This window comes from Rhizobium sp. WW22 (genome assembly GCF_047041135.1).
Lineage (GTDB): Bacteria > Pseudomonadota > Alphaproteobacteria > Rhizobiales > Rhizobiaceae > Rhizobium.
The window spans coordinates 1,145,753-1,172,049 of the sequence record NZ_CP178199.1 but is presented as its reverse complement, the minus strand read 5'-3'; the positions used below and the strand labels follow the sequence as shown (position 1 = coordinate 1,172,049).

The window sequence follows — 26,297 nt, the reverse complement described above, 5'->3', positions numbered from 1 at the left end:
AAGCATTCGATACAGTTTCGGAACTCTCGAAGGATTGCTGAATGCTCACATCGGCCAATGAGACGCTCGACATCGATCTCCTGATCCTTCCGGAGACGAACCTGATCCTGATCGCGTCGGTGATCGAACCGCTACGCGGGGCCAACCGCATTTCCGGAGCCGAGCTTTATCGCTGGCGGCTTTTCACGCCGGACGGCTCTCCCGCTGAGACGACGAGCCTTATCCCAGTGCCTGCCTGCTCCAGCTTTCGCCTGACATCGGATGCGACACCTCTTTTCGTGCTCGCCAGCTACAATTGGCGGCGCAGCGCCACGCAAGCGCTGAAAATGCAATTGTCGCAAACCGCCCGTCACCGCTCGATGGTTGCCGGCATCGAGTCTGGTACCTGGCTGCTTGCCGAGGCGAGCCTGCTCGACAATGTCTCTGCTGCCGTCCACTGGGAGGATTACGACGATTTCGCGCTCGCCTATCCGCAGGTGCGCGCCGTCAAGGACCGCTACGTCATCGACGGCAAGCGGATCACCACGGCCGGCTCCCTGCCGACGGTCGATCTGATGCTGGAGATCATCCGGCGACGGCAAGGCTATTCGCTGGCACTCGAGGTCAGCCGCCTCTTCATCTACGAGCCAGCGAGCATGCCGAGCGCGGCAGAACTTTCACCATCGACGGCCGGCCTGCGTATGCGCGATCCGCGGGTGGCACAGGCGATCCGTCTGATGGAGGACCATATCGAGCAGCCGCTGGTTCTCGCGCGTCTAGCGCGCCGTGTCGGCGTCAGTGCACGCCATCTGCAGGCCCTTTTCCAGGAGAGCATCGGCGCGCCGCCGCATGTGCATTATCTGGCGTTGAGGCTCAATGCGGCACGGCGCAAGGTCATCGAGACGAAGGCTTCGTTCGCCGAGATCGCGGCCGCGACCGGCTTCAATTCGGCATCGGCCTTTTCGCGCAGCTATCGTGCCAGCTTTTCCGAAAGTCCGTCCGGCACACGACGTCGGCTACGGCGCCGCACTACGCCTGCAGGAGAGCCGACATAGGCCGGAAGGCCTCGCGAACCATTTCGGCCAGTTCCCGGATCGCTTCGCTCGAATGATAGGGGTTGCGGCGAAGCACGACGCGGGACGAATCGACCGGCGGGAAACCGTCGTCGCTCGTCAATTCGCGGCAGCCAGGCGGAATGTTGCTGCGCGACAGCGTCGTCACGGCGAGGCCCGCGGAGACAGCATTCTTCAAGCCGGAACTCGTGTCGGCGATGAAGGCGATACGATAACTCCGCCCGATTTGCTCCAATGACTTCAGCGCGAAATCGCGACACCATGTCGAATCCCGATAAACAGCGATGGGTAGAGGTGCAACCTCATGCACGCGATGCACCAACGATGTCACCCAGACCGTTGGATCGATACAGAGAACTTCGCCTTTGCTCTGGTTGTTCCAATCGAAGACTACGGCGAGGTCCAGTTCGTCTTTCTCGAGAGCGGCCAGATTATGCGCCGTGTAATCGCAGGAGACAGTGACTTCGACGGCCGGATGCCTGATAGCGAAGGCGGCCAGTGCCGCGGGCAGAACAGTCTGGCTGTATTCCTCCGGAATTCCAATCCGGACCGGCCCGTCGAGCGGTTTGGTGCGAATATTTGCTGCTGCCTCGTTCAGAAGCTCGATCACGCGCTGTGCATAGGGAAGCAATTGAGTGCCGGCTCGGGTGAGAACGGCCCCGCGGGCGCTTCTTTCGAAGAGCGTTTCGCCGATCGTATCTTCGAGCCGCTTGATCTGGGCGCTGACGGCCGATTGCGTGCGGCCGATCCTTTGAGCGGCCGTGGAAAAATTGGACGTCTCGGTGATGACGAGGAACGTCCGCAGAAGGTCGCTCTCAATGGGGTCGCGCATTGGGGTCACAAATATTTCTGATAGTTACTATCTCTACTATTCGTTTGCCTGATGTCAAATATCGGCGCACACAGAGGCGTTCCTTCTGCTTCGTTCCTCGAGTCCATACATGACATTCCAGCTTCCAACCCGCTCCGCTCTTGCCAGCGATTATGAGAGGGGCGTCGTACTCGTGGCAACGGCAATGCTGGCGTGGAGCTGCAGCGGCATCTACGCCCGCCTGCTAACCACGGACATATGGACGGCGATCGCCTGGCGGTCGCTGTTCGGCGGCCTGTTTCTGCTGATTCCCAGCTTTTTCCTCGAAGGCGGGTTTTCCAGGCGGCAATGGGCATCGATCTTTCATCCTGCCGGGCTGGCGATGCTGGTCTGCCAGACGATCAGCCAGGCCTGCTTCATTGGCGCGCTCTATATGACGACGGTCGCCAATGTGACCATGATCTACGCGACGGCACCGTTCATTGCCGCCTTCCTCAGCTGGACCATGCTGAAGGAACGGGTAGCAAAACGTACGTTGGTGGCCGGGACCGTCTGCCTCATCGGCGTGGCGGTCATCGTTGCCTCATCGATCGGCGGCGGTACGGGCATCGGCGATCTGCTGGCGCTCGGCATGACAGTCACCTTCGCCCTCATCATCGTCATCCCACGCATGGACCCCAGCGTTCCGATCCTGCCGTCGAGTGTCGTCAGCGGGCTTTTGACATTTGTCGTCTTCGTGCCCTTTGCGTCGACGAGCTCAGTGGATGTTCAAAATTGGCTTCTGCTCGCGGCTTTCGGTGCAACGAATTTCGCGCTCGCCTTCGTCCTTTTCCTGTTCGGATCAAGGAAGATGCCCGCCGCCGACGCCGCTCTCATCAGTTCGATGGAAATCGTGCTGACGCCCTTTTGGGTCTGGCTCTTCTTCTCGGAGATGCCACCGGTTGCCACTTTCATCGGCGGAGCGATCATCTTCGCGACGATCGTTTGGCATACTGCGATAGACCTGCGGCATAGCCGCCGCCGTCGAGCACCTATCAATGCGCTATAGCCATAACCTCTCGTCTCAGCAAAGATAGCGGCTCGAGCCTCGACTTCATAAAGTGAAGAAAGCGACATGACTTCCAACGATCCCTTGCTCCAGCCCTATCAGCTCAAGCACTTGACGCTTAGGAACCGCATCATGTCGACGGCGCATGAGCCGGCCTATTCGGAAGGCGGCATGCCGACGGATCGCTACAGGCTCTATCATCGCGAAAAGGCCAAGGGCGGTATCGCGCTGACCATGACGGCGGGCTCGGCGATCGTCTCGGCGGATTCGCCGCCGGCCTTCGGCAATCTCCATGCCTATCGCGATGAGATCGTGCCCTGGCTGAAGAAGCTTGCCGACGACTGTCACGAGTTCGGGGCTGCGGTCATGATCCAGCTGACCCACCTCGGTCGTCGCACCGGCTGGAACAAAGGTGACTGGCTGCCGGTATTGGCGCCGTCGCCGATCCGCGAGCCGGCGCACCGTGCCTTTCCGAAGACGGCGGAAGAGTGGGATATCGAGCGGATCATTGGAGACTTTGCAGCGGCGGCGCAACGCATGCAGGCAGCCGGCCTGGATGGTATCGAGATCGAGGCCTATGGCCATCTGACCGACGGCTTCTGGTCACCGGCAACCAACCGGCGCGAGGACGAATTCGGCGGTTCGCTTGAAAACCGCATGCGGTTCTCGATGATGGTGACAGAAGCCATTCGCAAGGCGGTCGGCCCGGAGTTCATTGTCGGCATGCGCATGGTGGCTGACGAGGATTGGGAGAAAGGGCTTTCACGCGAAGAAGGCGTTGAGATTGCCAGGCGGCTGGTGGCCTCCGGCAATATCGATTTCCTCAATATCATCCGTGGCCATATCGACAGCGACGCGGCGCTCAACAATGTCATTCCGATTCAGGGCATGGCCTCGGCACCGCATCTCGATTTTGCTGGCGAGGTGAGGGCGGCGACGAAATTCCCCGTCTTCCATGCGGCCCGCATCGGCGATGTCGCCACGGCGCGTCATGCGATCGCGGAAGGCAAGCTCGATATGGTCGGCATGACGCGCGCTCATATCGCCGACCCGCATATCGTCAACAAGGTAATGTCCGGGCAGGAGGCCAATATCCGCCCCTGCGTCGGCGCGACCTACTGTCTTGACCGTATTTATGAGGGCGGCGAGGCGCTCTGCATTCACAATGCGGCTACCGGCCGCGAGGCCGAGATGCCGCATCGGATCGAGCGGGCAACAATATCACGCAAGGCCGTCGTCATCGGTGCCGGGCCTGCGGGCCTGGAGGCGGCGCGTGTGCTGGCCGAGCGCGGCCATAAGGTCGACGTGCTGGAGGCGAGCAGCAAGGCTGGCGGGCAGGTGAATCTGCTCACGCGCAATCCGCGCCGCAAGGAGATGATCGGCATCATCGATTGGCGGCTGACAGAGCTGGAGCGGTTGGGCGTTACGATCCACTACGACGTCTATGCCGGAGCGGACGATGTTATGGCGTTCGAGCCCGATCTTGTCGTCGTGGCGACGGGCGGTATTGCGCAATCTCCGGAGCTGGAGAGCGGCGACAGCCTTGTGACCTCCTCCTGGGACATTCTGGCCGGCGCGGTTAAGCCCGAGGGCCAGGTGCTGCTTTACGACGACAATGGCGGACATCCGGGCATGTCGGCGGCAGAAGTCATCGCCAATGGCGGCGCCGAACTGGAACTCGTCTCGCCGGAGCGCTTCTTCGCCCCTGAGATGGGCGGCATGAACCATGTCCCCTATGCGAAGACCTTCGCCGAGAAGAATGTCCGGGTCACCATCAATACGCGCCTGAAATCGGTGCGCCGCGACGGCAATGCATTAGTTGCGGTTCTAGGGTCCGACTTCTCGGAGGAGACGCAATGGGAGCGGCGGGTGTCCCAGGTGGTCGTCGAGCATGGCACGGTGGCGAATGATGAACTTTACCTTGAGCTAAAGGCCTCGTCGCGCAATCTCGGTGCCGTCGATTATCCCGCATTGATCGCCAGGCGATCGCCGCTGCCCGTCAAGAACGAAGCCGGTTCGTTCGATCTGATCCGCATCGGTGATGCGATCGCAAGCCGCAATATACATGCCGCGATTTACGACGCGCTGCGCTATTGCTCGCTTCTGTGAGATCATCGGGATTGTCGACTTTGACCGCGTTATCACGCCAGACATTTTTGCGGTTGCCAATAAAATTCATGACGTCAATGCACTATCTTGGATGTCTTAAGTGATATGTGAGGTTCCGCCGCCGCGACATGGCTGTGGGAACTGCCTTAATTTTGAAACAAAATGTAACAACTTATAACACCCCGTTACCTGCCGAATCATTATATTCGGCATGTGAGTGAACGAGAGGTTGTTTGATGCTGGCTAACCATGCGCCGTCCCCTTCGCAGACCGATGTGCTGATCTGTCTGGATAATCAGCAGATTGCCTCGCGCATCAGTTCGCTTTTGTCGCAACAGGGATTGACGGTTGCAGCTATACCGACGACCGGCCTCCAGGAATGGTTCGATCCAACCGGGTGTCACCTGGTGGTGACGCATACCGCAATGATCGGGGACGTGCGGACGCGATTGAACTTGCCGATCGTCAACATCGAGACGTTCATATTCGATCGCCCTGATCATGTCACCGAGGGAGCTGCGCGGCAGTTCGACGGCGATGCCTTCGTCAAACGCGTTTTTTCGGTCATGAATGGTACCCAAAGGCGCGCAGCTGAGTGATTTAGGTCCGCCAGGCGCTGTCTCCTACAGTCGTTGCTGGCTGGTCTTGTCGAAGAAGTGCAGGTTCGGCGTCTTGAGCGAGATCTGAATTGTCTGACCCGGCACGAGGTCGGCTCTTTCTCTCATCACCCAGGTCAATTCCTTGCCTTGGAGGTCAAGTGCGACATGCGTTTCCGAGCCAGTGGGTTCAACGACGGTCACGGTTGCAGTAACGCCCGCCTCCATGGCAAACGAAATATCTTCCGGACGTATGCCGAGAACAACTTCCCGACCCTCCGATTGAGCCGGAGCGTTGGCGAGTTGGATGCGTGTGCCGGTTGGCAATACCAATTCCGGCAAGGCACCCCCGGTAAGCTTGCCTTCGAGAAAATTCATGGCCGGAGAGCCGAGGAAGCCAGCGACAAAGACATTTCTCGGGCGGTCGTAAAGCTCGAGCGGCGAGCCGACCTGCTCGACCTTTCCGCCCTGTAGCACGACGATCTTGTCGGCCATGGTCATGGCCTCGATCTGATCGTGGGTGACGTAGACGATCGTGGTCTTCAAGCGCTGATGCAGTGCCTTGATTTCGGCGCGCATCTTCACGCGCAGCTTGGCATCGAGATTGGAAAGCGGTTCATCGAAGAGGAAGACCTTGGGGTCGCGCACTATGGCGCGCCCCATGGCGACGCGTTGGCGCTGGCCGCCGGAAAGCTGGGCGGGCTTGCGATCCAATAATGGCTGTAGGCCCAAGATATTGGCGGCTTCGCCGACCTTCTGATCGATTTCGGCGCGCTTCGCCCCGGCAAGCTGCAGCGCAAAGCCCATGTTCTGCGCTACCGTCATTTGCGGATAGAGCGCGTAGTTCTGGAACACCATGGCGATGTCGCGATCTTTCGGTGGCAGATCGTTGACGACCCGTCCGCCGATGGAGATCTCACCGCCGGTGATGTCTTCCAGCCCGGCGATCATGCGCAGCAGTGTGGACTTGCCGCAGCCCGAAGGGCCGACGAGGATGACGAATTCGCCGTCCGAAATCTCCACGTCGATGCCATGGATGATGTTTACCGCGCCGTAGGACTTCCTGACGTTCTTGATGGTCAATCCGGACATGACATTCTTTCCCTGAAGATCGATCAATGCTTCTTGCGGATGCGCAGCGCCTGGTATGGCTTGCCCGGCAGTTCCACGCCGAAGGCGGCATCCGCCTTGCCGCCGCGCACGATCGCGCCATGGCGCGTCGGATGCGGGATGGGCGCTTCCACCTTCTTTGCAGGCGTGATCGTCATCGCCCATGTGTCGATGATGTCGACGTCATAGTCGGTTCCGTCCTTGGGTAGGCCTGTAGACCAGATGACCGGCTGGTGTTCGCCGAGATAGATGTAGCTGACATCACCGTCTCGCGCGCCGGAAACGCGCGTCCACGGCCATTCGCCATAGGAGGACATGGGTTCGAGGCCGTTGACGACATCCTGCTCCAGCAGGTCGCGCAGGAAGCCGATGCGCTTCCAGGCTTCGCCGCGCAGTTCGCCGCCCTTCGCCCACCAGATCAGGTCTTGCGGATGCGAATAGGTTTCGCCGTGGCCGGCATAGCCGCCGCGCGTCACCGTGATCCAGAAGCGATGCACCAGCTCCTGCGCCGTCAAGTTGCCCCAGGACTGGATAATGTTGCCTTCATATTCCGGCTCGTCGTTGACAACAGGCTTGCCATAGGCCTCGCGCCATTCCTGCGTGCGCTTCACGTCCCAGTTCTGGATGCAGGTATGTGTCACCCATGGCTTGCGATGATCGAAGTTCATCGCCGGCTCGCCGTTGTGGATCGACTTCAGATGGCCGTAGGGATCGTTCTCCTCGAGAATGTGGAAATAGCGATCCCATTGCTGCAGCGGTTTGGTGTCGAGAAGGAAGTCGTACTCATTGGCGAGCGCCCACCAGACGTTGCGATAGGCGGCAAGCCGTGCCGCGAGATAGGCGACATAGCGGAAATCCTGCTCGGCCGACATGTCGGCGTATCCCCAGCGATCGTAGGGGTGGAACATGATGATATCGGCCTCGATGCCGAGTTCGCAAAGAGCTGCGACCTGGCGCTCGAAATGGCGAAAGAGAACCGGGTTCGGGCGATCGAAGTCCTCCTTGCCGTCCGCACCCTTTTCAAAGCAGGCGTAGAGCGGCTCGTTGACGTTATAGGGATAGTCCTTGGGGAAGACGCCCATGCGGATCTTGTTGAAGCGCGATTTCTTCAGCGTCGCGAGCGTCTGCGCCTGCATCTCGAGCGGCTGGTGCGTCCAGGCATAGCAGGTTGTTCCGAACGACAGGAAAGGCTTGCCGTCGGCATAGGCGAAGTGGAATTTATTATGGACGTGTATGGGGCCGTGGTTGCCCTCGGACGGCTTGGTCGCAATGAAAGAGCCGGTCTTGCCATCCAGTTCCGATGTCTTCGAGCGCGTGCGGAACGACCAATCGCCTTCATTGTCCGGCATGAAGCGAACGCGATAGACGCCGTCGCCATCGTAGAAGCCGGGTACGCGGATCTCGCGGCTGTTCTGGCTGAAGACGGCATCGAATGCCACATCGAGATAGGGATTGCCGCCCGAAGGGCCGTTGAAAGCCGCTTCGAACACTCCCCATTTTTCGACGGACGCGTTGGACATGATGTTCTCCTCGGAAGACGTATGGATGGTGATCGTTCAGCCCTTGACCGCGCCGGAGGTGAGACCGGAGACGAAGTAGCGCTGGAAGATCAGATAAACGATGGTTGCCGGCAGCACGGTCATGACAATTGCGGCATTCAACTGCCCGTAATCATTGGAAAACTGGCCCTGGAAGGACATGAGCCCCAGCGGCAGTGTCCACATGTGCTGGTCCTGCAGCAGCACCAGCGCCATGGCGAACTCATTCCATGTCGAGACGAAATCCAGGATCAGTAGCGCGGCAAGCACCGGCAGGCAGACGGGCAGGAAAATCCGGCGGAAGATGGTGAAATGGCTTGCGCCGTCGATCAGGGCTGCCTCTGACAGTTCCTTCGGAATGCCTTTGAAGAAGCCGTGGAGAATGAAGACCTGATAGGGCACGCCGAAGGCGATGTAAGGCAGGATCACGCCGGGATAGGTGTCGATCAGTCCGAGCGAATTGACCAGCGTGAACAGCGGCGCCAGCATGACCTGAAAAGGGATCATCGTGCCGAAAACGACGAGGAGCAGCAGCAACTTGCTGAACCTCAGCCTGATCTTGGCGAGCGCATAGGCGGCCATTGCCGAGAGGATAAGCCCGAGCGGCACTTTGATCACCGTGATGATGGTGCTGTTCAGGAATGCATTGGCGAAATTGCCGCGACCCCAGGCGCTCGAATAATTCTCGAAGGCCGGATCGAGCGGCGGCATGAAGGCACCGGTAGACGTGACGTCTGCCTGCGTTTTCAGCGAGGTGAAGACGATGAAGACGAAAGGTGCAAGCCAGATCGCGGCGACGACCAGCAGTGCGATCCATAGGCCGATCAGGACGGGATCGCGCTTGCGCTTTGCCGGTGTGACGGTTTCGAAGTCGTCCGACATGGATGTGGCCGATGCTGCCGTCATTGTTCGGCCTCCTCATGCTTCTGCGTCCAGCGCAGGTAGGGAATGACGATCGCAATGGTGATGAGCAGCAGGACGACGGAGATCGCAGCGCCGCGGCCGAAATCGAAGATCTGCATGGCTTGCGTGAAGGCCCAGAGCGCCAGCATCTGCGTCGATTGCGCAGGACCGCCGCCGGTCAGGCCGTAGACGATATCGAAGGCCTTCAGTGAGGAAATGACCGACAGCACCAGCACGATGGTCAGCGTCGTGCGCAGTGCGGGCAGGGTCACGTAGCGGAAGATGTTCCAGCGCCCGGCGCCGTCGATGCGGGCGGCTTCCACCAGCGTCTGCGAAACATTCTGCAGGCCCGCGAGAAACAGAACCATGGAAAAGCCGACGGATTGCCAGAGATAGGCGATAAAAACGGAATAGAGCGCGATATCCTTGTCGCCAAGCCAGTCCTGAATCCAGTCCTGCAGCCCCATCGACGTCAGGATTTCGGTGAAGAGGCCGAAGAAGGGATCATACATCCATTTCCACATGGTCGCGACAGCGATCGGGGCGATGATAACCGGGAGATAGAAGATGGCGCGGAAGGTATTGCGGGCAAAGAGCTTCTGATTGAGGCTCAGCGCCAGCAGCAGCCCGACCATGGGCGGAAAGATCACACACATGATCGTCCAGATCACCGTGTTGCGGAAGGCAACCCAGAAGACCGGATCCTGCGTGAAGATATATTGATAGTTCGCGAGGCCGACGAAGGGGCGCTGCGGGTCGAGGCCGTTCCATTTCTGGAAGCTCAGCACCACCACGTTCAGCATCGGATAGAGCGCAAAAATCACATAGATCAGCATGGCCGGGGCAAGCAGGATCGCTGCCTGAAAGCGGGGATCATGAGTACGATTGCGGAATGACATTCTGCTTGCTCCCGGCGGCAGCTGGCACGTGGGCATGAAGGTGAGGGAGCCGCGTCGCCTACAACTGGCATTGGCGGCCCCTCGATAGATCAGGTACGACCTGCGATGAAGGTCTGCAGCTGCTTGGCGGCATCGGCCGGCTGGACGTTGCCGGAGGCGACATCGTTGATCACCCGGAAGTATTCGGTTGTCACGTCAAGCGGGAAGGCCTGGTCGCCATTCATGTAGACCTTGCTGTAGGTCTTGAAGATCTCAAGCCATTTCGCTTCGAGTGGCTTCTGGTTGGCGTACTGGACATTCTTGTTGACCGAGATCGAGCTGATCTGGCCGACGAGATCCTGCTGCACCTTCGTCGACAGGAAGTAGTCGAGGAATTTTGCCGCAAGATCCGGATTCTTGCTCTTGGTGCTGACATAATTGTACTCGGCAAAGCCATAGAGGCGATTGGTGTTCGTCGGGAACGGCAGGACGCCGTAGTCGTCGAGATTGACCTTACTACCGCTCAGCTGGCTGACCAGCCAGTCGCCTTCGAGCATCATCGCGGCGCGGCCGGCGACGAACAGCGTATAGGACTGCTGGTTGCTGATCCCCATAAAGGGCTTCAGCGTATAATCCTTCGTCCATTTGGCAAATTCGGTGAAGGCGTCGGTCGCGCAGGGCTCCTTCGTCCAATCGGCCTTCATCGCCATCAGCGCGTCATGCTTGTCGGCGCCGCACTTGGTTTCGAGCAGCACGTCCATCAGGCGCATGACATGCCAGTTGACCGAACCGCCGAAGGTGAAGGCCGGAATGCCTGCCGCCTTGAGCTTGTCGGCTGCCGCCAACAGTTCCTCGTAGGTCTTCGGTTCCCCGGTGATGCCAGCCTTCTGGAAGAGTTTCTTGTTGTAGTAGATCGCTTCACCCTTGAAGGTGAAGGGAACGCCATGCTTGCCGCCCGGATAGAGATCGGCAAAAGCGGCAGCTGAGGGAAGCAGTTCGTCGTTCCACTTGTACTGAGTGTAGTATTTGTCCAGCGGCAGGGAGAGGCCCGCCTTCACATATTCGCCGCCGAGGCCAAGGCCGGCCCAGCTGAAATAGATATCCGGGCCTTTGCTGGAGCCCGCGGCTACGCGAAGTGCGGTCTTGTGTTCATCGACGCCGCGCTGGACGATTTCGACATGGGTGCCGGGATTGGCGGCCTCGAAGTCTTTCGCCACCTTCTTCAGCGCGCCGTTTGCCGCGCCATTATCGAAGTTCAGCGTCCACAGCGTCAGGTCTTCCGCGGCAACATTCGTTGCCGAAAAGGCCGCCGCTGCCATAGCAGCTGCCCCGAACCAACGCGCATATTTGAAGTTGCCAGCCATCTCCCGTCCTCCTCTGAGCAAAGCTGAGGGCGGTTTTGACAAATCGTTGTCAGCATGTCAACTGGTATGATGAGCTTATCAGCAGTATCACATGAAGTGATCGTGAAAGCAGGCGATGACGACGACGGCGGACGCCGCGCCGGGGTCCATGTGCCCCAAGGCTCGATCGCCGAGGCGCGACGACCGGCCTTTTGCCGCGACCATATCTTTGGTGGCTTCCGCACCCGCTTGACCGGCTTTGAGGGCGGCGGCAAAACAATCGGCAAGTGAAAGCCCTTGATCCCGGGCTGTGCGGCAGGCTGCGGCTGCGGGCGCCCAGGCATCGACCATGGTTTTTTCGCCGACCTCTGCTTTGCCCCGATCCTGAATGCCCTTGGCGAGGGCTGCGAATATCTCGACCATATCGTCGTCGTTCAGAGTGCTCTTCCCCTTGGCGACGGCACCCGCACGCATCAGGGCTGTCGCATAGAGCGGCCCGGACGAAGCGCCGACTGCGTTGAGGAAGGATTTTGCCGCCGTATTGAAGACCAGCGTTGGATCGGCTGCTGTCGTGTCCAGCTCCGAAACCGCCTTGGCTGCGGCGGTAAAGCCGAGCTCCATGGCGATGCCGTGATCGGCATCGCCGATGACGCCGTCCAGTTCGCAGAGGCGATCCTTTTCACGTTCCATCGCCTCCGCGATCCGCGCGAAAAGCGCCTTCAGATCTTCCGTTGTAACCGTCGTCATTGCAGAGCCTCGCCGGAGTGGAACATGGCGCAATCGCAGGGATGATCGATCAGCCGCTGCAGTTCGTCGTCCAGATGCATGAGGGTGATCGAGGCGCCAGCCATCTCCAGCGACGTGCAGTAATTGCCGACCAGCGACAGATGGATAACAAGGCCGGCATCGTCGAGCATACTCTTGAGTTTGCGCATCATGATGTAGAGCTCCATCAGCGGCGTCGAGCCAAGGGAATTGACAAGCACGGCGACCCGGTCACCGCGCGCCGGCTTCATCTCATCGAGAATTTTGCCGACGAGCTCACTCGTCACCTCATCCGCCGATCGCATCGGCCCGCGTGCGACGCCGGGCTCGCCATGGATACCCATGCCGATCTCCATCTCGTCGGCGCCGATCTCGAAATTCGGCTTGCGTGTCTGCGGCAGCGAGCAGGGCGAAAGCGCCACCCCCATCGTATAGGTGCGCTCATTCGCCCAGCGTGCCAGCCGTTCCACATCGTCGAAACGGTACATCAGATCGCAGGCGGCACCGGCGGCCTTGAAGATGAAGACATTGCCGGCAACCCCGCGACGGCGCTCCTTCTGATCGACTGGCGCGGAAGCGATGTCGTCCGTCGTCAGTACGGTACGCACCTCGATATCGTCCATGGCCAGCATTTCCGCCGCCATGTCGAAATTCATGACGTCGCCGGCATAGTTGCCGTACATGAACAGCACGCCTGCACCGCCATCGACGGCCTTGGCGCATTCGATGATCGGATCGGGCGGCGGCGAGGCAAAGACATTGCCGACCGCCGCGGCATCGGCCAGCCCCTTGCCGACAAAGCCGAGAAATGTCGGCTCGTGCCCGGAACCTCCACCGATGACCAGACCGACCTTGCCGGCTCGCGGGCCATGGTTTGCCACGATCGAGCGTGGCGATCCTTCAACGGCGTGGAGATGACGCGGATGGGCCGCCAATATCCCGGCCAGCATCTCATCCACGGCGGCCGCGCCTTCGTTGATCAGCTTCTTCGTCTTCACGCAGTCCTCCAAATCATTGCGATTGTTGGGACTAACATGCGCGTCTGCGATTGAAGGTCAATCCATCAACTCAGCCGAAAGAGTGCTGTAGGCATCAAGCATAAGCCTCTTGCTTCCGCTCTGTTCCTTAAGCCGAAACTCCCCCAGCTCCACCAGTTGCGGAATGGGCGTTATGTTGACCAAATGGAGCGAACGCAATCCGTTGGATCGTGCCGTGATGAAGCTGAGTACGGCGCTCGGATCGGTCGACAGGCATTCGTGCCATTGCTGTCCGGCAAGGTGAGACAAGGTCGAGACCGTATTGAAGAGCGGCCGCGTGGTTCCCGCCGCCGACGGCTCGTTCGCTCCGGCGATCAGCCCGAAGGACCCCGTCAGTGCCGAAAGCGTCAGGCACTCCAATCCGGCATCGAGGACGCGGGCGGCATAGCCAAACGCAAAGGCCTCACCGAAGCGGGCGTTGGGCCGTGGATCGATATTGGCCATGGCAATGCGACCGTCGTGAGGATTGTCCATCGTCCGGCTGCCATAGGGATTCTGCCGCATCGGTATGGTTGACGGGCCGATACGATAGGGTTTGTCGCCGTAGATGGCGCGCACGGAGCGCGTGATGAACGGCAGTGCTTCCAGCGTCTGCATGACGCTCAGATCGTCCGCCGCATGGACGATCGGATTGGTGCAATGGCTGATGAAGCCGAGTGTATCGGCAGGCACCCGTTTGCGATTGAGTTCGGTGAAATAGCTCAGCATGCCGCCACCGATACGCATATCGGGAAAGGCCGCATGCGCGGCGGCGTAGACCTCCTCGAGCGGCGGACATTCCGGCCATTTGCTGCCCGGCGGCGTCGATTGCCGGTCGACGGAAGGCGAGATCATGATTGCATCGGGTTTGAAGCCGGCAGCCTGCATCCAGTCTGCTATTTGCTGTGTCTCGACAGGAGGTGCCTGGCGGCAGGGCAATGCGATTTCGAGCGTCGAATTGCCTGGATGGAGTGCGGCAACGGCGGCGAAGCGCCTGAAGGCGCCAGCACCATGGCCGGCATCGGGATCGAAGTGAAACAGCAGCTCCTGCGGTTCGATTTCAGCCAGCCGGTCGCGCGCAGCTAGCGTCGCATCCGCCTCCTCCGGTGTAATGACAAGGCCGATGGACGGCATGATTCCGGACCTTGCTCCAGCGCTAAGCCCGACCGGGGGCGCTTCTTCCGAACCATAGGTGGAGGCGGGAGGCAGGCGGCGCATATCCCCGATGGTCAGAATGATGCGCTGCCGCATCGGCTCTCCAGCCGGAATTCGATAAGGCCAGGGCAGGGCAAGCGGGCGAACGTAGGTCTTGTAGGAAGCATCGGACCAGTTGCGCTGATCTTCCATTTCGAAGGTGTCGCCTTCCATGCGGCATTCGGCTGTTACGTTCGCCACCACGCTATGCGTAATCGCCCGCATATTCTTGAAGGGCTGCCAGGGTTCGATAAGGTCGGGAAAATGCGTGCTCTCGCGGCTGCCGTCGACATGCTCAACCGAGACGGGCATCCCGGCGACGCCGACGATCGGATGCAGGATACAGAAGCCGCAGCGGTTGGTTTCGAAGCTGGTCGTCGAGAGCGCCGTCGCTTCGAAGATCAGGGCCTCATCGACTTGAGCCGTTATCCGAACGTCGACTGTAAGCTCGGTGTTCTCGGGGCCGGCGCAGCGCACTAGATAGCTGACGAAAAAACCATCGTGACGCTGCTCGATTCGTATATCGTCGATATGGGGCGAATAGGTGCCCCAATCGCGATCGCGGATCAGATAGGAAACAGCCCGCAGAACCTCGATGCCATCATAGCGAATGGTCCGGAGATTGCCGTCCTTGAAATCGACATCCAGCCTGCCCGAAGTCAGTCGCATCGGCGTCGTTTCGAGCTCGTGCGTACCGTAAAGCTGAAACGGATCGATCTCGGTCTTCATCGCAGCATTGCTCCGATATCGATAGGATTCCCGTTGGCGGCACTCTCATAGGCGGCTTCGACAAGTGCCAGAGTTTTGAGATTGTCGGCACCTGACGTGGAAGTCTCGCCGCCATAGGCAAGACGGTCGATCCAATGCTGCTGGATCGCCAGAACGCTTTCCTGGATATTGTGCCAGGGACGCGAAGCCCAGGACAGAAGCCGCGGCGATGCGTCCGTAACGCTCGTGCCCTGGGGGCCAGTTACCTCGAGACGATACCCCTGCGACAGTCGAATGCTACCCTTGGTGCCGTCGAGTTCGATCAGCGTCTCCGGGAAGGGCTCGGTCGCAAGCTTGGAGGCGTAGCTGACATCGACGATCGATGTCGCGCCATTCTCATGATCGAGCAGGATGGTTGCGACATCCTCGCCCTTGATCTTCGGGTTGACCCGTTTGGTGCGGGCCGTCAGTGAAGAAACGTCGCCGAGGATGAAGCGGGCGATATCGAGCGTGTGGATACCGAGATCCTCGATAATGAACCGTTCGCCTTCCGCCAGGTAAGGCTGGCCGGAAAAGACGTCATAGCCCGAGCGGAAAGAGAAACGTCCCCAGAAGGGCTCGCCGATTGCGCCGGATTGCAGAGCAGTCTTGACGGCTTGAATAGGTGTCTGCCAGCGAAAATTCTCATGCACCATCAGCTGCACGCCGGCCGCGGCACAGGTCGCGACCATGGCCTTGGCATCGCTCAGCGTTTTTGCGAAAGGCTTCTGGCAGATTGCGGGGATCTTGTGAGAGGCGGCCATCTGCACTAGGGCGCGATGGCTTTGCACCGTCGTTGCTATATCGACGAAATCAAAGCCACCATCGGCGAACATGGCGGCTGCATCCATATAGCGACGCTGGATGCCGAACTGGTCGCCGACGATCTTCAGCCGCTCCGGGTCGCGATCGCAGATCGCAACGATGCTGGCGCCTTTGACGTCTCGCCATGCATGCATCTGATTGATCGCGAAAAAGCCGCAACCGATCAATGCGCCCTTGAGTTCTGCCATTTCAGCCTGCCTTTGCCATTTGCATGAGAGTTACGCGCTGCTGGAGACGCCGCTGCGCCTGATCCACGACCACAGCGATGATAATGACACATCCCTTGATCACCATCTGCCAGAAGGATGATACGCCCATCATCACGAGGCCATCCGAAAGAATGCCGATGACGAAGGCGCCGATGATCGTCCCGCCGATAGTGCCGCGCCCGCCGGACATGGAGGTGCCGCCAAGCACGGCTGCTGCAATGGCGTTCAGCTCGAAGCTCTCGCCGGTTGCCGGATGCGCCGCCATCAGCTCCGACGATATGACGATACCGACGATGGCGGCGCAGAGGCCTGAGAACATATAGACGAAGATCTTGACCACATCGACACGGATGCCGGACATGCGTGCGGCGCGCTCGTTTCCGCCGACGGCGAAGATGTGGCGGCCAATCGGCGTCGAGCGGGCGACGTAAGCGGCGAGTAGCGCCAACACGATCAGGATCCAGATGGAAACCGGAAGACCGAGCATACGGCCGGCGCCGAAGACGTCGAAGCCCGTCGTGTCATATTCCGGCCGCCCGACCAGGTTCGGGAAGGTCTGTCCGTCGGACGACAGGAGTGCGAGGCCGCGGGCGATATAGAGCGTTCCGAGCGTGGCGATGAAGGGCGCGACGTTGAGCTTGGTGATCAGCAGGCCGTTGATGAGTCCGATCCCTAGGCCGACGGCCAGTGTGATGAGGATGATCTCGTAGATGTTGAAGTAGACCGTATATCCGATCGGCAGTTCGACGCCATTCAGGATGAGGGCACCGGCCACCATGCCGCAAAGGCCGACGATCGAGCCGACCGAAAGGTCGATCCCGCCGGTGACGATCACGAAGGTCATGCCCATGGCGAGAAAGGCGTTGAGCGCGACGTGCTTGGACATCAGGATGATGTTGGCGGTCGAGGTGAAGTTCGGTGCAAAGATCGCAAAGAAGATGACGACGGCGAACAGCGCGATGAAGGTCCTGAGCTTCATCAGCGTCAGGAGAACGGAGCCGTTCGAGCGATTGGTCGCAAAGGCGGAGGACGTATCTGCGGTCATGACGCGAGTTTCCCTGTATGTCCGTGTCCCTTGGCGGATGCCGCGATGATGGCCTCTTCCGTCGCTTCGCTTCGGTCGAGAACGGTGACGAGCTTGCCGTTGCTGAGCACGGCGATGCGGTCCGAAAGAGCCATGACCTCTTCGAGGTCCGATGTTGAAAACAAGATTGCCAGACCCTTGCCGGCGAGCCTGCGCATGGTGCGGAAGACGTCAGCCTTGGCGCCGACATCGATGCCGCGGCTCGGCTCGTCCATCAAAAGCACCTTCGGATCGGTCATCAGCGCCTTGCCGATGACGACCTTCTGCTGGTTGCCGCCGGACATGGAGGTAACCTCGAAGTCCGGATTGGGCGCCTTGATGGAGAGATCGCGGATCATGTCGCGAATGGCGTTCTTTTCGGCACCTGGATCGATATGGAAAAACAGCCGGGCGAAGCGGCCGAGGCTCGCAAGCGTCAAATTGCTGGCGATCGACAGCACCTGCACCAATCCTTCGCGCTGACGGTCCTCTGGAATCAAGGCGAGGCCATGCCGGATGCGCCGGGTGGTGTCGCGGGCGCGAACCTCCACGCCATCGATGTAGATCCGCCCGGTCGAATGCAAATGCCGGCCCATCACGCATTCGAAGAATTCGCTGCGCCCGGCACCCATCAGGCCATAGATGCCGAGGATTTCGCCGGCGCGCACCGACAGCGAGACATGATCGACGGCAAGGCCGCCCGTACGTCTCGGCAGGCTGATCTCCTCGGCGCGGAAGGCTTCCTTACCGATGGCATGGCCTCCGTCCCTTGCGAAATCCTTGGCATCCGATCCGATCATCGACCGGACGATCCATTTCGTGTCGATATCACAAACCCTGGCCTGGCCGGTGATCTGCCCATCCCGCAGTACGGTGATATAGTCGCCGATACGCATCAGCTCTTCCAGCCGGTGTGAGATATAGACGATCGCAACACCCTGAGCCTTCAGCTCCGCGATGACCTTGAACAGAATATCGACTTCCGCAGCAGACAGCGCCGATGTCGGCTCGTCCATGATGAGGATGCGGGCATCAAGTGAGATGGCCTTGGCGATCTCGACGAGCTGCTGCTGCCCGATCGGCAGGTCTTCCACCATGGTTTCGGCGCTTATGCCGGCATCGAGCCGATCCAGAAACTCGTTGGCCCTTGCGATCTGTGCCTTGTGATCGATGCCGAAGATGCCGCGGGTGATTTCGCGCGTGGCAAAGATGTTTTCGGCCACCGTCATGTTGGCAAAGAGATTGAGCTCCTGGAAAATCATGCCGATTCCGCGCGCCTGCGCGTCGGCGGGGCTGCTGAAGGAGACTTCCTCGCCCTCGAGCAGGATGCGGCCCGAGGTCGGCCGTTCGACCCCGGCGATGATCTTCATCAGGGTAGACTTGCCGGCACCGTTTTCGCCGACGAGCACGTTGACCGCGCCGCGGTGCAGCTCGAGGCTGGCGTGCTTGACGGCGACGATGCCGGAATAGACCTTGGAAACGTCCTCCAGGCGCAGGATGATATCGTTGCTTGGGGTTTCGCTCATGGTCATTGCCCCAATGTCAGGGCCGAAGGGGTGATCAAAGGCAGCTGGCCGGATGGGGGCAGCGGAAACGCACCCGTCACGGTGACCGTCTTTCCAATCAGCCCGTCGCGAGGCAGAGCTGCCAGAAATGATGAATTGGCCTTCTCATTGAAGGCCTTGCCGAACTGTGCCCATTCGATCTGGTTCCTGAATTCGTTGAAGTCCAGGAAATCCAGCGCGTCGCGCAGCGCCGTGCCGCGGATCGCCGGACCGATCTGCACCTTCGCATCCGCCTTGCCGTCGCCATCCACGTCGACGTCGAGGGTGCCCGCGCGGGAGGCTGTATCGGCAGCCACGATCTTACCGCTCAGCTTGACGGCATAGGTCCAGGGCGAGGAGCTCTGCTTGCGCGAATTTCCGTATTTCGCGCCGGCATCATCGGGATTAGTTGCTACCGCCTGCAACACAGTCTTGAGGTCACTCGCGCGCTTTTCGACGCCGGGCACCACTTTCGATTGCCAAATCGCCTCGACCTTTGCCGCTGGATCGAAGGCGCTCCTTGCCGCCGCCGCTGCCTTCTCCTCGGGCGTTGGTGTCTTGATAATCTTGCAGCCGGGCAATGCCGCGGCCAATACAAAGGCCACGAGCGCGCCTCTGATCCTCAACATGCAATGCACCTCGATCTTGCAGAAAAGCTCCGGAGAGCGCGGTTTTGCCGCGCCCTCCAACGTATCTGGCCCGCCATCAGTTTTTCAGTGCGAAAGTCTCGAGCTTGTCGGCGTTGTCGGCATTGATGAGGACGCAATCCATCAATTGCTTCTCGTCCTTAGGCGCCGTCTTGTTCTTGATATAGGCGTCGGCCTGTTCGACCGCCTTTTGGGCCTGGGCGTAGGCCGGCTGCATGACCGTCGCCTTGATGCCGCCCGCCTTGATTGAGTCGCGCACATCGTTGGAGCCATCGAAGCCGACGACGATCACATCCTTGCGGCCGGCGGCCTGCAGGGCGGCAATCGCGCCCATTGCCATGGTGTCGTTGCCTGAGATCACGCCCTTGATGTCGGGATTTGCCTGAAGAATAGTCTCCATCTTGGCATAGGCCTCAGTCTGGCTCCAGTTCGCCGATTGCTTGGCGACCAGCTTCAGGTCCGGATAGTCGTCGATGACGTCGTGATAGCCTTGCGAACGGATGCCGGCATTGGTATCGGCTTCGCGGCCGACGAGTTCGGCATAATTGCCCTTCTCGCCCATCAGTTTGACGAATTCCTGCGCGCCGAGCTGGGCGCCCTGGTAATTGTTGGAAACGATCTGGGCGACTGCGATGCCGGTGACATTGATTTCGCGGTCGATGAGGAAGGAAGGGATGCCCGCATCCTTGGCCTTCTTCAGGGCAGCGACCGTTGCGTCCGCACCGGCATTGTCGAGGATAATGGCCTTGGCGCCACGCCCGATGGCGGTGTCGATGACTTCCGATTGCTTGTTGGCATCGTCGTCATGCGTCATGACCAGCGTCTCGTAACCCAGCTCTTTTGCCTTGGCTTCGGCGCCGACGGCCTCCGCCTTGAAGAAGGGATTGTCGAAAGCCGGCGTGATGATCGCGATCAGATCGGCCGCGAAGGCCGGCATCGCCGTGCCCAGCGCCAGTGCGCCGGTGAAGGCTGCAAGTGTCAGTCTGCGTCTCAGTTTCATGGTCTCCTCCCAGTTATGAAACAGGCCCTGTTCCCGGCAGGGCGGCAAAGGGAGGGCGACGCCCTCCCGGGGACGTCGATCAGGTGATGCGACGGATGCTTTCTGCGATCTCCTGTGGCTCGAAGACCTTCTTCCAGTCGTCGCGCATGAGGGCAGGGATGCCGAATTCGATCGCCTTGTTGCAGGCATCGGAGAAGACGCCGTCGACTTCCTTGAAGATGACGGCGCCGAGTACGTTCATGTGGCCGAGCAGGAAGTCGCGGGCAGCTTCGGCCGGGACGCCGCGGGCGACGCACTCATCCATGGCCTGGCGCATGATGACGAGCAGCGACGCGCAGACCGTTTCTGAAAGACCCGGCTCCAGCATTGCCATCTGCTCGACGGTGACGCGGTGCGAGCGCATGACGGGCGCCCAGATGACCTTGGCGATTTCCTCGCCGAGAGCATAGGCACTTTCCGGACCCTGCATCAGTGCCGAAACGATATGCTGCTTGGCAAAAAGACCGCCGAAATGATCCTTCTTGGCCTGCATGTCGGTCTCGTCGTTGAAGATCGGCGGATGGCAGGGGTGAGTAACGAAGTAGGTGAGATCTTCACGGTGCGGCAGATGGCCGGCGAAGGGGGCGGCGGCGTCGAGTGCGACGACCATCGTGCCGGGCTTCAGCTCGTCGACGATGCCGGCGGCAACCTTGCCGATAGCGGTATCCGGTACTGCAAGGATCACGACGTCCGCGCCATCCAGCGCGGCATCGACCGGGACGCAATCGACAGAAAGATCATTCTTCAGACGCGCCTTGCCGGCATCGCTGACTTCGACGTGGCGCACATCGAAGCGCGAGCCTTTCAGGTTCTTGGCGAGCCGGTAGCCCATTTTGCCTCCGGCGCCGAAAAGAGCAATTGCAGTCATGTTAGTACCTCGTTCACTTCCAGAATGTGGTATCGCAAGTGGTATAATGAGTCAATGAGCATGCCAACGAATGCAGAAGAATGACGCCGCTACGATCCCCTGCCGTCGCGGATCTGTGTGAAATAATCATCGGTGCCGACCTGGCCGCCCTTCAGCGCGATCTGCAGACCATTGGTGGGCGCATAGCTGCCGTGGGCCGTGCAAAGCGGCGAGCCGGGGGTTTGCGGCAATGGAAGAAGCGTCGTCAGCGCTTCGACACGCAATTCCTTGAGCGCGTGGCTCGACGTGTCGCCGCCGGCAATGACGGCGCGGCCGAGACTTTCCTGTTCGATCAACCGTCGCAGGATCGTGCCGAGAGCCCGCCCCAGGCGATGGCGGGCGCCGGGAATACGGTCTATATCGCCGCCGCGATCCGCCGATGGGCCGAGTGCCGTATGAAGAATGACGCTGCGGCCGGCCTTGAGGCTGGCCATGCCTGCGGCGACCGCTGCATCCAGCGCCTGCTCGGCATTTTCTCCGACAAGCGCCAATGGATCGAGATCGATGCCGTCAAATCCGCCGGCCGCAGCCCGGCGGATTTGACGTTCGGTCGTAGGCGATACGCTGCCGGAGACGACCGCCAGGCGATCGACCCTACCCGGAGGAGCGAAATCCGGCTTCTCTCCGATCAATCCTTCGTTGCGCCAGGCATCGAGAAGGGCATATTCGACACCGGATGAACCTGCGATGAAGGCGTTGCCCTTGCTTGCGAGACGCCATAGCTGGTGACCGGCGGCGGCCTGGGTTTCCGCACTGTCGACGTCAAGCAGCAGGATACCCTCATTGCCTCCCGTCAGCGCATCGATCCGTGCGTCGGCATCGGTTGCCCGGAGTGCGACGAGATCGGCGAGGCTGACGGGAAGGGACGTCTGCCTGCTCAGATGCACGGCCAGATCGGCCTCATCCATCGGGGTGACGGGATGCCGGCTCATGACCGGGTGCCGGTCGATGCGGAAGACCTGGCCCTGATAGGCCGCGAAAAGGTGGCCGAAAGCGGTGTAGCGCTTGAGCTGCGGCGCTCCGACCACAATAGGCACGACGGATTGCTCAAAGAGTGCCTTGCCGATCTCGATTGCCTTGCCGATGTTGCCGATCCTGGGGCTGGAATCGAAGGTCGAGCAGACCTTGTAATGGCATATCGCGGCATTGAGGCTCTTCAGCCATTCGAATGCGGGCGTCAGATGTTCATGCATCCACTGCGGTGTTTCGCTGCGGCTGGTGCCGGCAATGCCAATGGCGCGGCAATCCTTGAACCGCTCCAGTAAGGTTTCACTTGGTATGCCGAGGAAGAGAGCGGTTTGTACGCCGTTCGAGGCGAGGGCCTCCATGACGTCGGTCGAGCCGGTGAAGTCATCGCCGTAGTAGCTGAGAAGAAGATTGGACATCGCTGTCAGGCGTCCTTGCCGTCACTGAATTTTGCGATCGAGGCGGCAAGCTCCGGATGGTCCTTGGCATAGTCGGCAAGCGGTATGTCCGAAACCGCCGCTTGCCAGGCCTGCTGGATTGCACGAACGCCGGCAGCGGGTCCGAAGGGGTGGCTGACGATGCCGCCGCCGCAGAGATAGAGAAGGTCGGTCGTCCGGCCGGTGCGCTGGTAGGTTTCGGGCGCCTGGCCGCCCCATTGACCGGAACCGGCAACGGGAAGCGGACAGTCGGATGGATCGAAAAGCGGTGTGCGGATCGTCTTGAAGGATTCGACGAAGCTGTCGTCTGGTTCCCAATATTTGACCCTTATGCCGTTGATCTGGAACTGGTCGACCCCGAGCAGGCGCCAGAACTGCTGATACACCTTGAAATCCATCCCGGCGCCGGGATGACGGGTCAGGATATCCCAGCCATTGCGATGCGCATGCAGCACCAGTCCGGAACGCTTGCGCAGGAAGCTCATGCCGCCGAATCCGATAGAGTTGATGTTGACAACGGCGCAATTGCCGCCGGCCTTCAGCACGAGATCGTGGTTGCGCATCATCTCGTCGGGATCGGCATGCGAAATGCCGAAGGCGTACATCACCTTCTTGCCGGTCTTCTGCTCATGGTCGAGAATCAGCGGCATGATGGCTTCGACGCGCTCTTTCAGAGGTGAATAGGCCGGGCTCATCAGCTTCTCATCGTCCTTGATGAAATCGACACCGGAGCCGATCAGCTCGCCGACAAGGGCAGCCGTTTCCTTCGGCCGAAGGCCGAGCGCCGGCTTGACGATGGTGCCGATGATCGGGCGACCGCTGACGCCGGCGAGGCGCAAGCTGCCGGCAACGCCGAATTGCGGGCCGGGATGCGCGTTGCGGAAGGCCTCCGGCAGCTTCATATCGACAATGCGGATGCCGGTCATGCCTTTGATGGAGAAGACGCCGCCGATCGCGATCGTCATGAGTGCCGCAAGATCGGTGCCGATCGCATCCAGCGGGAAGGCGATGTCGACATCGGCCCGATGGATCGGGCCATAGCCCTCGGCCACCTCCGGCCAAGTCGGACGCTCCGCGTCAGGAAGAGGGTGGATCGCGACGACACGCGCGGCCACACGCGCCTTGAGTTCTTCCGTCTCGCCCGGCACAGCGACGAAGGTGCCTGTCGACTGATCGCTAGCGATCTTGCGAGCCATCGCCTCGATGCTGCCTGGCGTTTCGATGCGGTAGGTGATGGTAATAGTCATGAGTGGGTGAATGCTCCTCTCGCCGACGATTTTCCGCGTGGCACAAACTGGTGATCTGGTATAATGAGTATTCCAACTTCTGCAAACTATTTTTTGCCCGGTTGTCGGTAGGGTGGGGCTTCCGCCATGGCGGCCAAAAATGCATAAGGGGTAAAAGCTTTGGGAAAGCGGGATTCCATGGGCGAGCCAGTCGAACAAATTGTACGCCGAAAGCTATCCGATGAAGTATTCGACCGGCTGGAACGGTTGATCACGTCGGGAGAGCTCAAGCCGGGTGACGAGATGCCGTCCGAGCGCGTCCTCATGGAACGCTTCGGTGTCGGACGTCCGGCGATCCGGGAGGCCATGCAGGCCCTTGCCAATATGGGACTGGTCAACATTTCCCATGGCGAACGTGCCAAGGTGCTTCAGCTCACAGCGAAGTCGATCTTTCGGCAGGTCGACCTGACCGCAAAGATCATGTTGTCGCAATCACCTGATTCCCTTGAACAGCTGAAGAGCGCCCGCATCTTCTTCGAGCGCGGCATGGCACGCGAGGCCGCACAGCGCGCGAGCAAGAAAGATGTTGCCGATCTCAGTGAAATCATCGACCGGCAGCGCGCATCTCTCGGTCATGCCGAGGACTTCATTTCTGCGGACATGCAGTTCCATACGCGCATCGCCCAGATTTCCGGCAATCCAATCTTTGCTGCCGTCAGCGAAGCGATGCTCGCATGGCTGAAAGCCTATCATACCGACATGCTGATCTGGACCGGTAAGGAAAAGTTCACGCTGGTCGAACATGAGGAAATCCTCGCGCGCCTCGCTGAAAACGATGCAGATGGCGCCGAGCAGGCGATGCTCAAGCATCTGGAAAGATCGCGTGCGCTCTATACGAAATGAACCCGTCGGCATTCGCCCGCCACGGTGCCACGGTTCTGTGCCTTTGTCGTAATTCCTCCCCAATCCTTATGGAATCTGTTGGCACTCAAAAGAGGTGTGCGTGATGATTGATTTCTTTCAGCGAAACATGGCGCTATTCCTGGCCGCTCTCATGACGGCGGTGGCCATAACCCTTTATAATTTGAGCTGCCTTCTGCTCAGGCATCACCATACGATGCTGCACAATCTGCATCATGCGGCAGGCGCGTTGGTCCTCCTCGCCGGCTTCTACACCATGATCCGCTACATGCAGGCGTTGCCGGAGGATGACGGCTAGAAATACGCCAAACTCCAAAATTCGAGCCGGCAATTTCAGATAGAGTTCAGCCTGCGCGGCTATATCCTCAGCTTGTCCCGATGAAATATTGGCGACCCCTTCACTAGGTGTTGCCAAGTTCAATTTGGGAACCAGTTTCACAGCTAGTTCGTCGCACCACTCGGTGCTAAGCCCCCTGAACAACTGAGGATATCAAAACGTGGCTGATGTTTGTACGCAAGGCGTGGATACGGGCTTTGTTGCCCTGGGCTATGCCAAGATCGCAATTCTGGGCATCGTGCAGGGATTGACCAGCTACTGCCGGTCTCGTCCACTGCCCATATGCGCGTGGTGCCCGCCTTGCTGGGCTGGCAGGACCCTGGTTCTGCCTTCTCGGCTACGATGCAGCTTGCAGCACTTGCAGCGATCGTCTCCTATTTCTGGAGCGACGTCCGCTACGTCACCTTTGGATCGCTCGATGCGATCAGGCAAAGGGACTGGAGCTCTCCTTCCATCCGGCTTGCGATCGCCATCGTCATCGCCACCATACCGATCGTGATCGCCGGCCTGCTGCTGTCATCCTCCCTGAACGCTTGCGGCACGTCTTTCCGCAGCCTCTGGGTCATCGGCATCGCCTGCGTGGTCATGGGCTTGCTCTTGGCGGTCGCTGAGCTTTACAGCCGCCATAGGAAGGATATCGGACAGATGACGCTGATGGATGCCCTTTTTGTCGGCATCACGCAGGTCGGTGCTCTTATCCCCGGTGTCTCGCGCTCGGGTTCGACCCTAACCGGCGCACTGTTCCTCGGCTTAAAAAGAGAGGAGGCGGCACGGTTCTCCTTCCTGCTCGGCTTACCGGCCATCGCTCTTGCCGGCTTGAAGGAGCTTTATGAGCTTCACAAGGCGCATATTCCGATGGAAGCCTGGTCGGTGCTGCTCGTTGGCCTGATTGTCGGCAGCATATCGTCCTTCATCACCATCTGGGGGCTGATGCGCTTTCTCGAACGCTTTTCGACCTGGCCTTTCGTCATCTACCGTATCGGTCTCGGCGCCGTCATCCTTTTTGGCGTGTTGACCATGGGCTGGGCCTGAGCCGCCCGTACCATTCGATCGCCAATGAAGAGGC

23 protein-coding genes and 1 pseudogene are annotated in these 26,297 nt (G+C 60.0%); 7 read left to right on the top strand and 17 right to left on the bottom strand.

The genetic code is table 11. The annotated features are described in order from the left end of the window. Positions 1 to 41: 41 nt before the first annotated feature. The gene (locus ACK83U_RS24360) at positions 42 to 1,034 is read left to right on the top strand and encodes a GlxA family transcriptional regulator (RefSeq protein WP_112603706.1); all 993 of its coding nucleotides are present in this window, start codon (positions 42 to 44) and stop codon (positions 1,032 to 1,034) included. On the opposite strand, the gene ACK83U_RS24355 is transcribed toward ACK83U_RS24360, so the two are convergent. After that, entirely contained in the window at positions 1,009 to 1,884 is an 876-nt protein-coding gene (locus tag ACK83U_RS24355) for a LysR substrate-binding domain-containing protein (protein ID WP_112603704.1), read from the bottom strand. The two genes, ACK83U_RS24360 and ACK83U_RS24355, sit on opposite strands and share 26 nt — an antisense overlap. A 109-nt stretch (positions 1,885 to 1,993) precedes the next feature. On the opposite strand from ACK83U_RS24355, the gene ACK83U_RS24350 reads away from it, so the two are divergent. The 3 genes from ACK83U_RS24350 (at position 1,994) to ACK83U_RS24340 (ending at position 5,619) form a co-directional block, all read left to right on the top strand. Continuing rightward, positions 1,994 to 2,911, top strand: a complete 918-nt coding sequence (locus ACK83U_RS24350; RefSeq protein WP_112603702.1) for a DMT family transporter — start codon at positions 1,994 to 1,996, stop codon at positions 2,909 to 2,911. A 66-nt stretch (positions 2,912 to 2,977) separates the two neighbouring features. Continuing rightward, a complete protein-coding gene (locus ACK83U_RS24345; RefSeq protein WP_112603700.1) occupies positions 2,978 to 5,020 on the top strand; it encodes an NADH:flavin oxidoreductase in 2,043 nt (680 codons plus the stop codon). Positions 5,021 to 5,256: 236 nt separating this feature from the next. Continuing rightward, positions 5,257 to 5,619, top strand: a complete 363-nt coding sequence (locus tag ACK83U_RS24340; protein ID WP_112337196.1) for a hypothetical protein — start codon at positions 5,257 to 5,259, stop codon at positions 5,617 to 5,619. Between the two features lie 24 nt (positions 5,620 to 5,643). Here the strand turns inward: ACK83U_RS24340 and ACK83U_RS24335 are convergent, their stop codons facing one another. The 16 genes from ACK83U_RS24335 to oiaX all read right to left on the bottom strand — a co-directional run bounded on the left by ACK83U_RS24335 (position 5,644) and on the right by oiaX (position 23,994). Beyond that, positions 5,644 to 6,708, bottom strand: coding sequence for a sn-glycerol-3-phosphate ABC transporter ATP-binding protein UgpC (locus ACK83U_RS24335; RefSeq protein ID WP_112604032.1), 1,065 nt, complete (start codon positions 6,706 to 6,708; stop codon positions 5,644 to 5,646). Positions 6,709 to 6,731: 23 nt separating this feature from the next. Further along, positions 6,732 to 8,246, bottom strand: coding sequence for a DUF5060 domain-containing protein (locus ACK83U_RS24330; protein ID WP_112603698.1), 1,515 nt, complete (start codon positions 8,244 to 8,246; stop codon positions 6,732 to 6,734). Positions 8,247 to 8,282: 36 nt separating this feature from the next. Continuing rightward, entirely contained in the window at positions 8,283 to 9,170 is an 888-nt protein-coding gene (locus ACK83U_RS24325) for a carbohydrate ABC transporter permease (protein ID WP_112603696.1), read from the bottom strand. Next, a complete protein-coding gene (locus tag ACK83U_RS24320) occupies positions 9,167 to 10,066 on the bottom strand; it encodes a carbohydrate ABC transporter permease (protein WP_183873488.1) in 900 nt (299 codons plus the stop codon). The genes ACK83U_RS24325 and ACK83U_RS24320 overlap by 4 nt, the downstream gene beginning before the upstream one ends. 89 nt (positions 10,067 to 10,155) lie before the next feature. Next, positions 10,156 to 11,409, bottom strand: coding sequence for an ABC transporter substrate-binding protein (locus tag ACK83U_RS24315; RefSeq protein WP_112603692.1), 1,254 nt, complete (start codon positions 11,407 to 11,409; stop codon positions 10,156 to 10,158). An 87-nt stretch (positions 11,410 to 11,496) separates the two neighbouring features. Further along, the gene (gene dhaL / locus ACK83U_RS24310; RefSeq protein ID WP_112603690.1) at positions 11,497 to 12,135 is read right to left on the bottom strand and encodes a dihydroxyacetone kinase subunit DhaL; all 639 of its coding nucleotides are present in this window, start codon (positions 12,133 to 12,135) and stop codon (positions 11,497 to 11,499) included. Continuing rightward, positions 12,132 to 13,151, bottom strand: coding sequence for a dihydroxyacetone kinase subunit DhaK (locus tag ACK83U_RS24305; RefSeq protein WP_112603688.1), 1,020 nt, complete (start codon positions 13,149 to 13,151; stop codon positions 12,132 to 12,134). The genes dhaL and ACK83U_RS24305 overlap by 4 nt, the downstream gene beginning before the upstream one ends. A gap of 57 nt (positions 13,152 to 13,208) precedes the next feature. Beyond that, positions 13,209 to 15,092: a hypothetical protein gene (locus ACK83U_RS24300; protein ID WP_112603686.1), complete on the bottom strand. Its 1,884-nt coding sequence runs from the start codon at positions 15,090 to 15,092 to the stop codon at positions 13,209 to 13,211. After that, on the bottom strand, positions 15,089 to 16,123 hold the full coding sequence (locus ACK83U_RS24295; RefSeq protein WP_112603684.1) for a Gfo/Idh/MocA family protein: 1,035 nt from the start codon (positions 16,121 to 16,123) through the stop codon (positions 15,089 to 15,091). Before ACK83U_RS24295 ends, ACK83U_RS24300 begins: the two co-directional genes overlap by 4 nt. 1 nt (position 16,124) lies before the next feature. Beyond that, complete coding sequence (locus ACK83U_RS24290) at positions 16,125 to 17,189, bottom strand: ABC transporter permease (protein WP_112337186.1); 1,065 nt, start codon at positions 17,187 to 17,189, stop codon at positions 16,125 to 16,127. Further along, the gene (locus tag ACK83U_RS24285; protein ID WP_112603682.1) at positions 17,186 to 18,739 is read right to left on the bottom strand and encodes a sugar ABC transporter ATP-binding protein; all 1,554 of its coding nucleotides are present in this window, start codon (positions 18,737 to 18,739) and stop codon (positions 17,186 to 17,188) included. The genes ACK83U_RS24290 and ACK83U_RS24285 overlap by 4 nt, the downstream gene beginning before the upstream one ends. Continuing rightward, complete coding sequence (locus ACK83U_RS24280; RefSeq protein WP_112604030.1) at positions 18,736 to 19,380, bottom strand: DUF2291 family protein; 645 nt, start codon at positions 19,378 to 19,380, stop codon at positions 18,736 to 18,738. The genes ACK83U_RS24285 and ACK83U_RS24280 overlap by 4 nt, the downstream gene beginning before the upstream one ends. Before the next feature lie 76 nt (positions 19,381 to 19,456). Next, positions 19,457 to 20,398 (bottom strand): D-ribose ABC transporter substrate-binding protein, encoded by a 942-nt coding sequence (locus ACK83U_RS24275; RefSeq protein ID WP_112337184.1) that lies wholly within the window; start codon positions 20,396 to 20,398, stop codon positions 19,457 to 19,459. 79 nt (positions 20,399 to 20,477) lie between these two features. Beyond that, positions 20,478 to 21,305: a phosphogluconate dehydrogenase C-terminal domain-containing protein gene (locus ACK83U_RS24270; RefSeq protein ID WP_112603680.1), complete on the bottom strand. Its 828-nt coding sequence runs from the start codon at positions 21,303 to 21,305 to the stop codon at positions 20,478 to 20,480. Between the two features lie 89 nt (positions 21,306 to 21,394). After that, positions 21,395 to 22,729 carry a four-carbon acid sugar kinase family protein gene (locus tag ACK83U_RS24265; RefSeq protein ID WP_112603678.1) on the bottom strand — a complete coding sequence of 445 codons (1,335 nt, stop codon included), beginning with the start codon at positions 22,727 to 22,729 and terminating at the stop codon, positions 21,395 to 21,397. A 5-nt stretch (positions 22,730 to 22,734) separates the two neighbouring features. Beyond that, positions 22,735 to 23,994 carry a 3-oxo-isoapionate-4-phosphate decarboxylase OiaX gene (gene oiaX, locus ACK83U_RS24260; protein WP_112603676.1) on the bottom strand — a complete coding sequence of 420 codons (1,260 nt, stop codon included), beginning with the start codon at positions 23,992 to 23,994 and terminating at the stop codon, positions 22,735 to 22,737. A 177-nt stretch (positions 23,995 to 24,171) separates the two neighbouring features. Here oiaX and ACK83U_RS24255 point away from each other — a divergent pair, with 177 nt between their 5' ends. The 3 genes and pseudogenes from ACK83U_RS24255 to ACK83U_RS24245 all read left to right on the top strand — a co-directional run bounded on the left by ACK83U_RS24255 (position 24,172) and on the right by ACK83U_RS24245 (position 26,263). Beyond that, positions 24,172 to 24,876 carry a transcriptional regulator NanR gene (locus ACK83U_RS24255; RefSeq protein ID WP_015342988.1) on the top strand — a complete coding sequence of 235 codons (705 nt, stop codon included), beginning with the start codon at positions 24,172 to 24,174 and terminating at the stop codon, positions 24,874 to 24,876. A gap of 103 nt (positions 24,877 to 24,979) precedes the next feature. After that, positions 24,980 to 25,192, top strand: coding sequence for a hypothetical protein (locus tag ACK83U_RS24250; protein ID WP_112337180.1), 213 nt, complete (start codon positions 24,980 to 24,982; stop codon positions 25,190 to 25,192). Between the two features lie 199 nt (positions 25,193 to 25,391). Continuing rightward, a pseudogene (locus ACK83U_RS24245) lies at positions 25,392 to 26,263 on the top strand (undecaprenyl-diphosphate phosphatase). Positions 26,264 to 26,297: the final 34 nt, after the last annotated feature.

What these genes read in the sequence shown, in the direction of transcription:
- ACK83U_RS24360 (WP_112603706.1), top strand. Translation starts at nt 42, where the DNA reads ATGCTCACATCGGCCAATGAGACGCTCGACATCGATCTCCTGATCCTT.
- ACK83U_RS24355 (WP_112603704.1), bottom strand. Translation starts at nt 1,884, where the DNA reads ATGCGCGACCCCATTGAGAGCGACCTTCTGCGGACGTTCCTCGTCATC.
- ACK83U_RS24350 (WP_112603702.1), top strand. Translation starts at nt 1,994, where the DNA reads ATGACATTCCAGCTTCCAACCCGCTCCGCTCTTGCCAGCGATTATGAG.
- ACK83U_RS24345 (WP_112603700.1), top strand. Translation starts at nt 2,978, where the DNA reads ATGACTTCCAACGATCCCTTGCTCCAGCCCTATCAGCTCAAGCACTTG.
- ACK83U_RS24340 (WP_112337196.1), top strand. Translation starts at nt 5,257, where the DNA reads ATGCTGGCTAACCATGCGCCGTCCCCTTCGCAGACCGATGTGCTGATC.
- ACK83U_RS24335 (WP_112604032.1), bottom strand. Translation starts at nt 6,708, where the DNA reads ATGTCCGGATTGACCATCAAGAACGTCAGGAAGTCCTACGGCGCGGTA.
- ACK83U_RS24330 (WP_112603698.1), bottom strand. Translation starts at nt 8,246, where the DNA reads ATGTCCAACGCGTCCGTCGAAAAATGGGGAGTGTTCGAAGCGGCTTTC.
- ACK83U_RS24325 (WP_112603696.1), bottom strand. Translation starts at nt 9,170, where the DNA reads ATGACGGCAGCATCGGCCACATCCATGTCGGACGACTTCGAAACCGTC.
- ACK83U_RS24320 (WP_183873488.1), bottom strand. Translation starts at nt 10,066, where the DNA reads ATGTCATTCCGCAATCGTACTCATGATCCCCGCTTTCAGGCAGCGATC.
- ACK83U_RS24315 (WP_112603692.1), bottom strand. Translation starts at nt 11,409, where the DNA reads ATGGCTGGCAACTTCAAATATGCGCGTTGGTTCGGGGCAGCTGCTATG.
- dhaL (WP_112603690.1), bottom strand. Translation starts at nt 12,135, where the DNA reads ATGACGACGGTTACAACGGAAGATCTGAAGGCGCTTTTCGCGCGGATC.
- ACK83U_RS24300 (WP_112603686.1), bottom strand. Translation starts at nt 15,092, where the DNA reads ATGAAGACCGAGATCGATCCGTTTCAGCTTTACGGTACGCACGAGCTC.
- ACK83U_RS24295 (WP_112603684.1), bottom strand. Translation starts at nt 16,123, where the DNA reads ATGGCAGAACTCAAGGGCGCATTGATCGGTTGCGGCTTTTTCGCGATC.
- ACK83U_RS24290 (WP_112337186.1), bottom strand. Translation starts at nt 17,189, where the DNA reads ATGACCGCAGATACGTCCTCCGCCTTTGCGACCAATCGCTCGAACGGC.
- ACK83U_RS24285 (WP_112603682.1), bottom strand. Translation starts at nt 18,739, where the DNA reads ATGACCATGAGCGAAACCCCAAGCAACGATATCATCCTGCGCCTGGAG.
- ACK83U_RS24280 (WP_112604030.1), bottom strand. Translation starts at nt 19,380, where the DNA reads ATGTTGAGGATCAGAGGCGCGCTCGTGGCCTTTGTATTGGCCGCGGCA.
- ACK83U_RS24275 (WP_112337184.1), bottom strand. Translation starts at nt 20,398, where the DNA reads ATGAAACTGAGACGCAGACTGACACTTGCAGCCTTCACCGGCGCACTG.
- ACK83U_RS24270 (WP_112603680.1), bottom strand. Translation starts at nt 21,305, where the DNA reads ATGACTGCAATTGCTCTTTTCGGCGCCGGAGGCAAAATGGGCTACCGG.
- ACK83U_RS24265 (WP_112603678.1), bottom strand. Translation starts at nt 22,729, where the DNA reads ATGTCCAATCTTCTTCTCAGCTACTACGGCGATGACTTCACCGGCTCG.
- oiaX (WP_112603676.1), bottom strand. Translation starts at nt 23,994, where the DNA reads ATGACTATTACCATCACCTACCGCATCGAAACGCCAGGCAGCATCGAG.
- ACK83U_RS24255 (WP_015342988.1), top strand. Translation starts at nt 24,172, where the DNA reads ATGGGCGAGCCAGTCGAACAAATTGTACGCCGAAAGCTATCCGATGAA.
- ACK83U_RS24250 (WP_112337180.1), top strand. Translation starts at nt 24,980, where the DNA reads ATGATTGATTTCTTTCAGCGAAACATGGCGCTATTCCTGGCCGCTCTC.